The organism is Ruegeria sp. AG1, from assembly GCF_056541705.1.
In genome coordinates this window covers 179,413-191,658 of sequence record NZ_JBQFYU010000008.1, presented here as the reverse complement: position 1 = coordinate 191,658, position 12,246 = coordinate 179,413, and the positions used below count along the sequence as shown (strand labels likewise).

The following is a 12,246-nucleotide window of genomic DNA, read 5'->3' as shown; positions in this document are numbered from 1 at the left end:
TTTAAAAGTGTGATCACAAAATACAATGCGATCATTCTATGTTAGCGTTTTCAACGTCGAAGCATTGTGATCACGAATCCCTGTAGATCAGCGAAAACCCGCAGATTGCTGCGTCACCTCGCGTAGCAGCTTTTTACGTATGCGCTCTGGGTAGTCTGCAAACCCTGAGGCCGACACGACAAAAGCCCCCTCTCCAAAGATGACGTTCTCAAAGAAGTAGGCCGTCAGATCCGGTTCACTTTCTTCAATAGCTATGGCGTTTACTGTCACGCCTCGATCTTTCAGAAGGCCATGAATCTGCGTCGGCTCAATCCCTTCGTTGGAAACCCCGTCTCCCGAGATATCAATCAGCAGTCGCCTGCACTCTGCCACTTCGTCAAACCGCAGCAGGGTGGCCTCTAAAGCTTCTCCGATCGCGGTTGAGAAGTTTCGCCAGACCCTTGGATCCTGCGCAACTTGATCAGCAAACTTCTCCAGAGCGATAAAGCTGTCGATTGTCGTCCACGGGATCGTCACCCGCTGGCGGGATTCGCCCGTCCACTGCACCAGCATCACCCGCGCCTGCCCGCGCACCAAGGCCTCGGACACGATCGGGTCACGCAACCCAGCGGCGAGGCCATCCATCTGAATGCGGTATTCGCTGCTGTCGACAGAGCCAGAGACATCCACCGCCAAGGCCAGCGCCAGATCACACGCCCAAGCGGGGCGTGTAAGGCACAGGAAAAGGGTGAGAAAACGCAGAAACATGACGCCACCCTAGCACGGATTGCGGGTCCTGTGTTCACATCACTGTAACCCGACTAGATCGGCATCAAGGCCCAATAATCGAGGTCCAGCAACACATCCGACCTGTATTTTCCGTCTTCACCGCGTAGCTCGAACGGCGCGCCGCCCTTGGTCGCCACCAGACGCAGACGGATCGCCCCTACCCCGGGCACGTCGGTTTCGGCCTTGTCCAGAACCTCGGACCACGCCTTGATCGTATCTCCTGCGAAACAGGGGTTGGCATGTGCGCCGCCATTCAGACCCACGATCATCTGCGCATTGGCGAGGCCGTTGAACGACAAGGCCCGCGCCATCGAGATCACGTGACCGCCATAAATCAGGCGGCCTTCGGGGCGGAAGGTCAGGTCAAAATGCACCTTGGCCGTGTTCTGCCACAGGCGTGTGGCCAACATATGCTCGGCCTCTTCCACGGTCACGCCGTCCACGTGATCAATGGTTTCGCCGATCTTATAGTCGCCCCAACGATGCGGCTCACCCGCCAGGGTGAAATCGTAATTCGAGAAATCAAGCCCCTCGGGGATGACCAGATCGCTCGGCTCCAGCACTTTCTTCAATTCGGGCACGAGTGTTTCCGGTGCCGGCGCATCCGGGTTTGCCTTGCGCACCATCACCCAGCGGACATATTCCATGACCACTTCGTCCAACTGGTTCAGACCGCGCGTCCGCACCCAGACCACTCCGGTCTTGCCGTTCGAGTTCTGCTTGACCCCGATCACCTCGGACACCGACCGCAGCGTGTCACCCGCATGAACCGGTAGCAGCCAACGCCCCTCGGCATAGCCCAGATTGGCCACTGCATTCAGCGAGATATCGGGCACCGTTTTGCCGAACACGACGTGGAAGGCCGCCAGATCATCAATCGGGCTTTCCTGCAAACCACAGGACCGCGCGAACTCATCCGAGGAATACAGCGCATGACGCGCAGGATAGAGCGCATGGTAGAGGCCGCGCTCTCCTTCCGTCACGGTGCGCGGGACGGCGTGCGGCAGCACCTGTCCGACGGAATAATCCTCAAAAAAGCGGCCCGGATTGGTTTTTGCCATTATTGCTGTCCCAGTTTCATCTCAGGTGAATAGTCCGCGTCGACCTCTTTGGTCACAGCCTGCGCGCACCGCATGACGTTGTTGGCCTGATCGAAGGCGTAGGAGGGATCGCCATAAAGCTCCCACCCTTTTGCCAAGGCGTCTGACACTTTGTGACAGAAGGCCGAGGTGTCCTCCTCGGTCAGCAGGCGATAGAGTTTTGCCATTCTTTCAGGTCCTTATCATCCGAATGGAGACGGGCCGACCAGCCCGTGGATATAGCCGATCACACCCAGCAGCACGATCGAGGCAACAAAGAACATCGCGTCCATGCCATAGGTGCCGGGTTCGCCAGGGGTCCAGTCGGGTTCGGATTTGTTGATCACGATCACCTCGACCACGGCCCAGGCCAAAAGCCCACCAAACAAGATGATCGAGGCCAGATCGCCATTCACCAGCAGATGCGCAAAGGCCCATAGCTTGAACCCGCCCAGCATTGGATGGCGCAGCCTATGCAGCAGACGGCCTTTCTTAGGGGCCGGGCTCATCATGTAGATCGCGATCAGCACCAACAGGTTGTTGATATGGGTCATGAAGCTTGGCGGCGCCCAGACATAGATGAACTCGGTCATGCGGTAGCCGAAGATCATCAGCAGAATCGCGGCCACCAGCGCGAGCGCCACAGCCCCTTTGCCGCCATCGCCCATGGCCGCGCGCTGCGCAGGCAGGACGCGTTTGAACAGATGTGCGGCCCACCATAGCGCCACACCAAGGATCAGAAGAACAAAGCCCATGCTGGCTTACCCCGCTTGCAAAGCTGAAATCGCCTCCGCTTTTGCCAGAGTTTCGCGGGCAGTTACAACATGCAGGTTTTCGACGATCTTACCGTCGACGACTGCAACACCCTGCCCTTGCGCCTCGGTTTCCTCAAACGCGCTGATCTGACGACGGGCGAGGTCTATCTCGTCATCCGACGGAGCGAAGGCTGCATTGGTGACCTCGACCTGTGCCGGGTGGATCAGCGTCTTGCCATCAAAACCCATATCGCGGCCCTGTTCGCATTCGGCGGCCAGTCCTTCGGTGTCTTTGAAGGCGTTGTAGACGCCATCAACAATGATCAGCCCTTCGGCCTTGGCGGCCAGCAGACATAGGCCAAGCGAGGTCATCAGCGGCAGACGGTCGGGACGGAAACGCGTTTGCAGGTCCTTGGCCAGATCGTTTGTCCCCATCACGAAACCCGCCATAAGCGGATGCGCTGCAATCTCGGCCGCATTCAGCATACCGCGCGGGGTCTCCATCATGGCCCAGATCGGCAGATCCCCGGTGATCGCGGCCAAAGCATCCACATCCGCCGCTGAGTTCACCTTGGGCAACAGAACCGCATCCGCATCCATCTCGCGCACGGCTTTGGCGTCATCTGCACCCCACTGGGTATCCAGCCCGTTGATGCGCACGATCTTGACCCGAGGGCCGTATTCCCCAGCGGCCAGCGCTGCCTTGAGCGTCTCGCGTGCATTGGCCTTTTCGTCGGCAGACACCGCGTCTTCAAGATCGAAGATGATAGCATCAACCGGCAAGGTGCGGGCCTTGTCCAAGGCCCGGTCGCGCGAACCGGGAATGTATAGAACCGAGCGATAAGGGCGCTGACGCGGGTGCATTGGCCTCTCCCGTTGAAATAATGTTGCGCAGAAAGGGGCATTTTTCTCAGGAAAGTTCAAGGCAAAAATCGCCGCAACGCAGCATAAATGACGCAACGCTCTTTGCTTTAACGCAATATCGCCCTCTTGACCGCAGGCTTTGGACGACTGGTGACAGATGGGGTCAGAGATGAAAAAGACAGTATTGAAGATGACAATCGGGCTGGGAATCATGGTCCTCGCGGCGCAACAGGTTCAGGCGCAGGCCCGCAATTGCGCCCCTCGGGCCGATGTGTTGCAACGCCTTGCCGAGACCTATGGCGAAACGCGCCGGGGGATCGGCATTGCGCGTCAGGGTGCGGTGATGGAGCTGTTTGCCTCGGACCAATCCGGCAGCTGGACGATCACGGTGACCCTGCCGGACGGGCTGACCTGCCTGGTGGCCTCGGGGCAGGCCTATGAGCAGATGGCCGATGCCCTGCCGCCAAACACCTAAGTTAGTGCGTCCCAGATCAGCTTGCCTCCGGTCAGGGTCAGCAACACATAGGCGATGCCAAAGAACAGGCGTTCGGACAGCATGAAATGCGCCCGGACGCCCAGCCAGGCCCCCAATATGGCGAATGGGGTCAGCAGAAGATCCGCCAGCGCCGTGTGCCAAGTGAAAAGGCCGAGATAGGCGTAGGGCACGAATTTCGCCGCGTTGATCACCCAGAACACCAAAACGGTCGAGGCCTGAAACTCGGTCTTCGACAGGCGTTGTGACAGCAGATAGACGGCAGCCGGGGGACCTCCGGCATGGCTGACGAAACTGGTAAACCCGGCCACAAGCCCCGCGAACAGTCCGGCAGAGGCAGGCAACCGGCTGGTGAAACCGCGAATCCAGCCTTTGCTTTGGGCGACGTGCCAGATCACGAACCCGACCGAGATCCCTCCGATCAGCAGGCGCAGCAGGTCGTCATCTGTCACGCGGTATAGCCAAGTGCCCAGCAGAACACCCGGAACCGCGCCCAAGATCAGCAGACGCGAATCCGGCCAGCTCCAGCGTTTCCAGTAAGGTCCCAGCGTGGCCACGTCGATCACCATGAGGATCGGCAGCATCAGCGCCAGCGCCTGCCCCGGTGTCAGTATCAGAGCCAGAATCGACGACGACGCAAAGGCCACGCCCGAGCCGAACCCACCCTTCGAGATGCCCGCAAAGATCACCGCCGGGATCGCGACTGCAAAAAACATCAGGTTCAATTCAAACATGCAGCGTCCCGGGAATTGGCTTGATTCACAGGCGGTTTAGCGCAACCGGATTGGGGATGGCAAACGGTATGCGGTGGCATGCCGCGCCGCAGGACCCTTGCGCAAAAACCATTTAACGACTAGCAAACCCGCGATTTCAATACCGACCGGAGATATTCCAAATGGCCAGACCCAAGATTGCGCTGATCGGCGCTGGGAACATCGGCGGCACGCTTGCGCATCTTGCAGCTGTCAAAGAACTCGGTGACGTCGTCCTGTTTGACATCGCTGACGGACTGCCTCAGGGCAAGGCGCTCGACATCGCCGAGTCCGGCCCGTCCGAAGGCTTTGACGCCGCAATGTCAGGTTCTAGCGACTATGCGGACATCGCAGGCGCAGACGTGTGCATCGTCACCGCAGGTGTCGCCCGCAAACCGGGGATGAGCCGCGATGACCTGCTGGGCATCAACCTGAAAGTCATGAAATCGGTCGGCGAAGGCATCGCAGCCCACGCGCCCGACGCATTCGTGATCTGCATCACCAACCCGCTGGACGCGATGGTTTGGGCTCTGCGTGAATTCTCGGGCCTGCCGCACAACAAGGTCTGCGGCATGGCGGGCGTTCTGGATTCGGCACGTTTCGCACATTTCCTGTCGGAAGAGTTTAACGTCTCGATGCGCGACGTCACCGCCTTTGTTCTGGGCGGCCACGGCGACACCATGGTGCCTTCGGTGCGCTACTCGACCGTTGCCGGTATCCCGTTGCCCGATCTGGTCGAGATGGGCTGGACCACGCAAGAGAAACTGGACGCCATCGTTCAGCGCACCCGTGATGGCGGCGCCGAGATCGTTGGCCTGCTGAAAACCGGCTCGGCCTTCTACGCGCCTGCGACTTCGGCAATCGAAATGGCCGAAGCCTACCTGAAAGATCAGAAGCGCGTTCTGCCCTGCGCGGCCTATTGCAACGGCGAGTTCGGCGTTGACGGCATGTATGTCGGCGTTCCGACCGTCATCGGTGCTGGTGGCATCGAGCGTATCGTCGACATCAAGCTGAACGAAGACGAACAAGCGGGCTTTGAAAACTCGGTCAACGCTGTCAAAGGCTTGATCGAGGCTTGTAAAGGCATTGATGGTTCTCTGGCTTAAGCGCTCTAAGACTCAATCTCAGAATCGGCCCTAAATGGGGCCGGTTTTTTTATTCGGCGGGCCCATTACGTCACTAATCCGCCGCCTGGAATGTTAGGGCAAACGTCGCAACCGCCTATTTTGAAGCGGTTTTGAAACTCCGTTCGACGTGGATTCGAATCAAACGTCAATCCGTTGAATTTTGTGATCACACCCCAAAATACTGTGATCACAAATAAGAAAAATCTTCACTAAAAACCGCTCCGAGGTCAAAAAAGCCTTTATAATTGCGCCCTAGACACCTCTATATCGGTTTAATCGTAGTCAGACGGGACAATTTCGATGAACATTCACGAATACCAAGCCAAGGCGCTTCTTCGCAGCTATGGCGCTCCGGTCTCCGACGGTCGCGCGGTTCTGCGCGCCGAGGAAGCCAAAACCGCAGCCGGTGAACTGGACGGCCCTCTATGGGTTGTGAAGGCGCAGATCCACGCAGGTGGGCGCGGCAAGGGCAGCTTCAAAGAGGCAGACGCAGGTGAAAAAGGCGGTGTCCGTCTGACCAAGTCGGTGGAAGAAGCGGCCGAGGAAGCAAAGAAGATGCTGGGCCGCACTCTGGTCACTCACCAGACCGGCCCCGCAGGCAAGCAGGTCAACCGCATCTATATCGAAGCCGGTTCCGGCATTGAGCGTGAACTGTACCTAGCGCTTCTGGTGGATCGCCAGACCAGCCGCATCTCTTTTGTCTGCTCGACCGAAGGCGGCATGGATATCGAAGAAGTCGCCGCGTCCACGCCTGAGAAAATTCTGTCCTTCTCGGTGGACCCTGTGACCGGCTATCAGGCCTATCACGGCCGCCGCATCGCGTTCTCGCTGGGTCTTCAGGGCGCACAGGTCAAGCAATGTGTGCGCCTGATGGGCATCCTCTACAAAGCCTTCGTCGAGAAGGACATGGAGATGCTGGAGATCAACCCGCTGATCGTCTCGGACAGCGGCGAGCTCAAGGTGCTGGACGCCAAGCTGGGCTTTGACGGCAACGCGGTTTACCGCCACCCCGACATCGCCGAGCTGCGCGACGAGACCGAGGAAGACCCCAAGGAACTCGAAGCCTCCAAGTACGATCTGAACTACATCGCGCTGGACGGTGAGATCGGCTGCATGGTCAATGGTGCTGGTCTGGCGATGGCAACGATGGACATCATCAAGCTCTACGGTGCCGAGCCTGCCAACTTCCTCGACGTGGGCGGCGGTGCGACCAAAGAGAAAGTGACAGAGGCGTTCAAGATCATCACCTCGGACCCGAACGTCAAAGGCATTCTGGTCAACATCTTCGGCGGCATCATGCGCTGTGACGTCATCGCCGAGGGCGTTGTTGCCGCGGTGAAAGAGGTTGGCTTGCAGGTTCCGCTGGTCGTGCGTCTGGAAGGCACGAATGTCGAGAAGGGCAAAGAGATCATCAACACCTCTGGCCTGGATGTAATCGCGGCAGACAACCTGAAAGACGGTGCCGAGAAGATCGTGAAAGCCGTGAAAGGCTAAGCCCAATTCCGTGGAGTGGGTTTCGCCCCACTTTTCCGAAGAATTCTGGCAGGCCGTGGCCCGCCTAAAATAGGAGAACGCCAGATGGCAGTCCTCATCGACGAAAATACCAAAGTGATCTGTCAGGGCTTTACCGGCTCGCAGGGCACATTCCACAGCGAACAGGCCATCGCCTACGGCACCAAGATGGTCGGCGGCGTGACCCCCGGCAAAGGCGGGATGGAGCATCTGGGCCTGCCCGTGTTCAACTCGGTCCACGAAGCCAAGCACGTGACCGAAGCCAACGCCTCCGTGATCTATGTTCCGCCGCCCTTCGCGGCTGACTCGATCCTCGAAGCGATTGATGCCGAGATGGAGGTAATCGTCTGCATCACTGAAGGCATCCCGGTTCTGGACATGATGAAGGTGAAGCGCGCGCTGGAAGGTAGCAAATCGCGCCTGATCGGCCCGAACTGCCCCGGTGTCATCACACCTGACGCCTGCAAGATCGGCATCATGCCCGGCCACATCCACAAGCGCGGCTCGGTCGGCGTTGTGTCCCGCTCGGGCACTCTGACCTATGAGGCCGTTAAGCAGACCACCGATGTGGGTCTGGGCCAATCCACCTGCGTGGGTATCGGCGGCGACCCGATCAAAGGCACCGAGCATATCGACGTGCTGGAATGGTTCCTGGCCGATGACGAAACCCACTCGATCATTATGATCGGTGAGATCGGTGGCTCGGCCGAAGAAGAAGCCGCACAGTTCCTGGCGGATGAGGCCAAGAAGGGCCGCAAGAAGCCGGTTGCCGGTTTCATCGCAGGCCGCACAGCCCCTCCGGGACGCCGCATGGGCCACGCAGGCGCGATTGTCGCGGGCGGCAAAGGCGGCGCCGAGGACAAGATCGAAGCCATGCGCTCGGCCGGTATCGTTGTGGCAGAAAGCCCGGCAACGCTGGGTGAGGCCGTGCTGGAAGCGATTGGGTAAATGATCAACTGCCGGGCATACGCTCTAAGGGCGGCGCCCGAAAAAAGGGTGGGCGCGTTGCGTCCATCCTTCTCATCTTTAGCTTGGCTGTGGTCTTTGTTCGCGACTGCGATGTTCGCATTTTCTACCGCTGGGCAAGCCAAAGCAATGGAATGTGAAGTTCGAATTGGCTGGTCCAGCGAGGGTCAGTTTATTCAGGACGAGGCTTGCGGCATACACAACGTTGCCAAGGCAAAAGGTTTTTTTGACCTCGAGCTATCGGGGAGCAAAAAATACCAGTTCCGCTTTCGCGCAAACAAAGAATCCACCAAGGATGAAATAGTGCAACGCGTTGGTTATGTTTGCGATTTGATAGGCAGCGAAAGGGCCGTTTTCTCAGCCAATCGCGGAAGGGAGCGTGCTCTGATCGTTTCTTTTTCATGTGACGACGCAAGGGGATGAATTGACTGCAATGACCTTCTCCGACGCCATCCGCACTTGTTTCTCGAAGTTCTTTACTTTCTCGGGTCGTGCCTCGCGGACCGAGTATTGGTTCTTTTTCCTGTTCATCGTGATCTGGAGCATTCTCGCCGGGATCATTGATGCGCAGTTCTTCACTCAGGTCTCGGTGACTGAGGGGGACGGCGTGAAATCCGTCACCGCCACATCCCGTCAACCGGTGCAAAGCATCGTCAGCCTGATTGTGTTCTTCCCGCATCTGGCCGTCGCGTGGCGGCGGATGCACGATTCCGGGCGCAGTGGGCTTTACGCTCTGTTGCCGATCCTGCTGATCCTCGGGGCCTTCGCGGTTCTGATTTTCGGCATCGGCCTTGCCTCAAGTTTCCAGCATGGCGGTAATCTGGACATTCTGTTCACACGTGCCACTCTGCTGATCGTCATTCCGACACTGCTTGTTTTATTTGTGTCGCCCCTCCTGGTTCTGTGGTGGCTGACCCGCCCGTCTCAACCAGGCACCAACCAATACGGTCCCAACCCATATGAGGTAGCCCAATGACCGAACATACGCCCAATTCCGCGTTCCATGCCTCAAGCTTTATGCAAGGCCACAATGCCGAGTATCTGGAGCAGCTCTATGCCCAATACACCAAGAACCCCGGGGCGGTGGATGCCGCTTGGGCCGAGTTCTTTAAGGCAATGGGTGACGCTTCTCCGGATGTTCAGCGCGAGGCCGAGGGGCCATCCTGGGCGCGGACCGACTGGCCGCCGATGCCTGCGGATGATCTGACTGGGGCGCTGACCGGTGAGTGGGCCGAGATCGATGCCAAGGCTGCGGGCAAGAAGATCAAGGAAAAAGCGGCAGACAAGGGCGTAGAGGTCAGCGATGACCAGATCAAGCGCGCCGTGCTGGACAGCTTGCGAGCGCTGATGCTGATCCGGGCCTACCGGATCCGGGGCCATCTGGCCGCCGATCTGGACCCGCTGGGGATGCGCGCGGCCAGCACACATCCGGAACTCGATCCGAAGACCTATGGCTTTACCGAAGCCGACATGGACCGGCCGATCTTTATCGACAATGTTTTGGGCCTGCAGATGGCTTCGATGCGGCAGATCGTCGAGATCGTGAAGCGGACCTACTGCGGCACCTTCGCGCTGCAATACATGCATATCTCAGACCCGGAACAAGCCGCGTGGCTGAAGGAGCGGATCGAAGGTTACGGCAAGGAAATCGCCTTTACCAAGGAAGGCCGTAAGGCGATCCTGAACAAGATGGTCGAGGCCGAGGGTTTCGAGAAATTCCTGCATGTCAAATACATGGGCACCAAACGGTTCGGTCTGGATGGTGGCGAAAGCCTGATCCCGGCAATGGAGCAGATTATTAAACGCGGTGGCGCACTGGGCGTCAGCGACATTGTCATCGGCATGCCGCACAGAGGCCGCCTGAATATTCTGGCCAACGTGATGGGCAAACCCTACCGCGCGATTTTCAATGAATTTCAGGGCGGCAGCTTCAAGCCTGAAGATGTGGATGGCTCTGGCGATGTGAAATATCACCTCGGCGCCTCCAGCGACCGTGAGTTTGACGGCAACAGTGTCCACCTGTCGCTAACCGCCAACCCCTCACACCTTGAGGCGGTGAACCCGGTGGTTCTGGGCAAGGTCCGCGCCAAGCAGGATCAGTTGAACGACACCGACCGCACCAAGGTTATGGGCATCCTGCTGCACGGGGATGCGGCCTTTGCCGGTCAGGGTGTGGTCGCCGAAGGGTTTGGCCTGTCCGGCCTAAAGGGCCACAAAACCGGCGGCACTATGCATATCGTCGTGAACAACCAGATCGGCTTTACCACCGCGCCACACTTCTCGCGCTCCAGCCCGTATCCCACGGATATCGCGCTGATGGTCGAAGCGCCGATCTTCCACGTCAACGGCGACGACCCCGAGGCGGTTGTTCACGCCGCCAAGGTCGCGACCGAGTTTCGGCAGAAGTTCCACAAGGACGTGGTAATCGATATCTTCTGCTATCGTCGCTTTGGTCACAACGAGGGCGACGAGCCCATGTTCACCAACCCGATCATGTACAAGAAGATCAAGACGCATAAGACCACTCTGTCGCTCTACACCGAACGTCTGGTCAAAGACGGCCTGATCCCCGAAGGTGAGATCGAGGATATGAAGGCCGCCTTCCAGGCCCATCTGAATGATGAGTTCGAGGCCGGCAAAGACTATAAACCCAACAAGGCCGACTGGCTGGACGGGCGCTGGTCGCATCTGGACAAAAACAAAGAGGACTATGTGCGCGGTGAAACCGCCATCGCCCCGGCGACTCTGGCCGAGATCGGCAACGCGCTGACCCACGCCCCTGCGGATATTGCGGTACACAAAACCGTTGCGCGTCTGCTGGACCACAAGAAACAGATGTTCGACAGTGGCAAGGGCTTTGACTGGGCCACAGGTGAAGCGCTGGCCTTTGGCTCGTTGCTGACCGAGGGCTTTCCGGTTCGACTGTCCGGTCAGGACGCGACGCGCGGGACATTCAGTCAACGTCACTCGGGCTTTGTCCATCAGGAAACGGAAGAGCGGTTTTATCCGCTGAACAACATCCGCGAGGGTCAGTCGCACTACGAAGTGATCGACTCGATGCTGTCTGAATATGCGGTTCTGGGTTTTGAATACGGCTACTCGTTGGCTGAGCCGAACGCTCTAGTCCTGTGGGAGGCGCAGTTTGGTGACTTTGCCAACGGGGCGCAGATCATGTTCGACCAGTTCATCAGCTCGGGCGAAAGCAAATGGTTGCGGATGTCGGGTCTGGTGACGCTGCTGCCGCACGGGTTCGAGGGGCAAGGCCCCGAACACAGCTCGGCGCGTTTGGAGCGGTTCCTGCAGATGTGTGGTCAGGACAACTGGATCGTGGCGAACTGCACGACACCGGCGAACTATTTCCACATCCTGCGCCGCCAGCTGCACCGCACCTTCCGTAAACCGCTGATCCTGGTGACCCCGAAATCGCTGCTGCGCCACAAGCTGGCTGTCAGCACGGCCGAGGATTTCACCACTGGCTCCAGCTTCCACCGGGTGCTGTGGGACGATGCGCAACAGGGCAACTCGGACACCAAGCTGGCCGCGGACGACAAGATCAAGCGCGTGGTTCTGTGTTCCGGCAAGGTCTACTACGACCTGCTGGAGGAACGCGACGCCCGTGGTATCGACGACGTCTACCTGATGCGGATCGAGCAGTATTATCCGTTCCCGGCGCATTCGCTGATCAACGAGCTTGAGCGTTTCAAAGGGGCGGAGATCGTCTGGTGCCAGGAAGAGCCAAAAAACCAAGGTGCCTGGACCTTCATTGAGCCAAATATCGAATGGGTGCTGACCCGTATCGGCGCCAAACATACACGGCCGCTCTATGTCGGCCGCGCAACCTCGGCCTCGCCTGCGACGGGTCTGGCCAGCCAACACAAAGCTCAACAAGAAGCGCTCGTGAACGAAGCGCTGAGCCTCGAAGGAAAGTAA

13 protein-coding genes are annotated in these 12,246 nt (G+C 58.7%); 7 read left to right on the top strand and 6 right to left on the bottom strand.

The features are described from left to right. Nucleotides 1–87: 87 nt before the first annotated feature. From ACR0B5_RS14230 to ACR0B5_RS14210, 5 genes are read right to left on the bottom strand one after another with little or no spacing between them, the layout of a single operon-like run. Nucleotides 88–747 (bottom strand): DUF1194 domain-containing protein, encoded by a 660-nt coding sequence (locus ACR0B5_RS14230; protein ID WP_480541241.1) that lies wholly within the window; start codon nucleotides 745–747, stop codon nucleotides 88–90. 53 nt (nucleotides 748–800) lie between these two features. Then, on the bottom strand, nucleotides 801–1,829 hold the full coding sequence (locus tag ACR0B5_RS14225) for a MaoC family dehydratase (protein ID WP_480541239.1): 1,029 nt from the start codon (nucleotides 1,827–1,829) through the stop codon (nucleotides 801–803). After that, on the bottom strand, nucleotides 1,829–2,035 hold the full coding sequence (locus tag ACR0B5_RS14220) for a DUF1737 domain-containing protein (protein ID WP_170378966.1): 207 nt from the start codon (nucleotides 2,033–2,035) through the stop codon (nucleotides 1,829–1,831). Before ACR0B5_RS14220 ends, ACR0B5_RS14225 begins: the two co-directional genes overlap by 1 nt. Nucleotides 2,036–2,050: 15 nt before the next feature. Further along, complete coding sequence (locus ACR0B5_RS14215; protein ID WP_170462671.1) at nucleotides 2,051–2,602, bottom strand: NnrU family protein; 552 nt, start codon at nucleotides 2,600–2,602, stop codon at nucleotides 2,051–2,053. A gap of 6 nt (nucleotides 2,603–2,608) precedes the next feature. Next, nucleotides 2,609–3,466, bottom strand: coding sequence for an HpcH/HpaI aldolase/citrate lyase family protein (locus ACR0B5_RS14210; protein ID WP_480541237.1), 858 nt, complete (start codon nucleotides 3,464–3,466; stop codon nucleotides 2,609–2,611). 169 nt (nucleotides 3,467–3,635) lie between these two features. Here ACR0B5_RS14210 and ACR0B5_RS14205 point away from each other — a divergent pair, with 169 nt between their 5' ends. Then, on the top strand, nucleotides 3,636–3,941 hold the full coding sequence (locus ACR0B5_RS14205; protein ID WP_480541235.1) for a hypothetical protein: 306 nt from the start codon (nucleotides 3,636–3,638) through the stop codon (nucleotides 3,939–3,941). Here the strand turns inward: ACR0B5_RS14205 and ACR0B5_RS14200 are convergent. Then, nucleotides 3,938–4,693 (bottom strand): sulfite exporter TauE/SafE family protein, encoded by a 756-nt coding sequence (locus tag ACR0B5_RS14200; RefSeq protein WP_480541233.1) that lies wholly within the window; start codon nucleotides 4,691–4,693, stop codon nucleotides 3,938–3,940. The genes ACR0B5_RS14205 and ACR0B5_RS14200 overlap by 4 nt on opposite strands. Before the next feature lie 161 nt (nucleotides 4,694–4,854). Here ACR0B5_RS14200 and mdh point away from each other — a divergent pair, with 161 nt between their 5' ends. From mdh to ACR0B5_RS14170, 6 genes are all read left to right on the top strand, one after another. Next, nucleotides 4,855–5,817: a malate dehydrogenase gene (mdh, locus tag ACR0B5_RS14195; protein WP_170378975.1), complete on the top strand. Its 963-nt coding sequence runs from the start codon at nucleotides 4,855–4,857 to the stop codon at nucleotides 5,815–5,817. A 321-nt stretch (nucleotides 5,818–6,138) separates the two neighbouring features. Then, a complete protein-coding gene (sucC, locus tag ACR0B5_RS14190; RefSeq protein ID WP_170666828.1) occupies nucleotides 6,139–7,332 on the top strand; it encodes an ADP-forming succinate--CoA ligase subunit beta in 1,194 nt (397 codons plus the stop codon). Nucleotides 7,333–7,416: 84 nt separating this feature from the next. Next, on the top strand, nucleotides 7,417–8,298 hold the full coding sequence (sucD, locus tag ACR0B5_RS14185) for a succinate--CoA ligase subunit alpha (protein WP_170378979.1): 882 nt from the start codon (nucleotides 7,417–7,419) through the stop codon (nucleotides 8,296–8,298). Further along, on the top strand, nucleotides 8,299–8,739 hold the full coding sequence (locus ACR0B5_RS14180) for a hypothetical protein (RefSeq protein WP_170666827.1): 441 nt from the start codon (nucleotides 8,299–8,301) through the stop codon (nucleotides 8,737–8,739). A 10-nt stretch (nucleotides 8,740–8,749) separates the two neighbouring features. Then, complete coding sequence (locus ACR0B5_RS14175; RefSeq protein WP_170553562.1) at nucleotides 8,750–9,292, top strand: DUF805 domain-containing protein; 543 nt, start codon at nucleotides 8,750–8,752, stop codon at nucleotides 9,290–9,292. Continuing rightward, entirely contained in the window at nucleotides 9,289–12,246 is a 2,958-nt protein-coding gene (locus tag ACR0B5_RS14170) for a 2-oxoglutarate dehydrogenase E1 component (protein WP_170639909.1), read from the top strand. The genes ACR0B5_RS14175 and ACR0B5_RS14170 overlap by 4 nt, the downstream gene beginning before the upstream one ends.

Bases quoted from the DNA above. Each gene is read 5' to 3' on its own strand.
- ACR0B5_RS14175 (WP_170553562.1), top strand. From the start codon at position 8,750: ATGACCTTCTCCGACGCCATCCGCACTTGTTTCTCGAAGTTCTTTACT.
- ACR0B5_RS14220 (WP_170378966.1), bottom strand. From the start codon at position 2,035: ATGGCAAAACTCTATCGCCTGCTGACCGAGGAGGACACCTCGGCCTTC.
- ACR0B5_RS14170 (WP_170639909.1), top strand. From the start codon at position 9,289: ATGACCGAACATACGCCCAATTCCGCGTTCCATGCCTCAAGCTTTATG.
- sucD (WP_170378979.1), top strand. From the start codon at position 7,417: ATGGCAGTCCTCATCGACGAAAATACCAAAGTGATCTGTCAGGGCTTT.
- sucC (WP_170666828.1), top strand. From the start codon at position 6,139: ATGAACATTCACGAATACCAAGCCAAGGCGCTTCTTCGCAGCTATGGC.
- ACR0B5_RS14225 (WP_480541239.1), bottom strand. From the start codon at position 1,829: ATGGCAAAAACCAATCCGGGCCGCTTTTTTGAGGATTATTCCGTCGGA.
- mdh (WP_170378975.1), top strand. From the start codon at position 4,855: ATGGCCAGACCCAAGATTGCGCTGATCGGCGCTGGGAACATCGGCGGC.
- ACR0B5_RS14200 (WP_480541233.1), bottom strand. From the start codon at position 4,693: ATGTTTGAATTGAACCTGATGTTTTTTGCAGTCGCGATCCCGGCGGTG.
- ACR0B5_RS14215 (WP_170462671.1), bottom strand. From the start codon at position 2,602: ATGGGCTTTGTTCTTCTGATCCTTGGTGTGGCGCTATGGTGGGCCGCA.
- ACR0B5_RS14210 (WP_480541237.1), bottom strand. From the start codon at position 3,466: ATGCACCCGCGTCAGCGCCCTTATCGCTCGGTTCTATACATTCCCGGT.
- ACR0B5_RS14180 (WP_170666827.1), top strand. From the start codon at position 8,299: ATGATCAACTGCCGGGCATACGCTCTAAGGGCGGCGCCCGAAAAAAGG.
- ACR0B5_RS14230 (WP_480541241.1), bottom strand. From the start codon at position 747: ATGTTTCTGCGTTTTCTCACCCTTTTCCTGTGCCTTACACGCCCCGCT.
- ACR0B5_RS14205 (WP_480541235.1), top strand. From the start codon at position 3,636: ATGAAAAAGACAGTATTGAAGATGACAATCGGGCTGGGAATCATGGTC.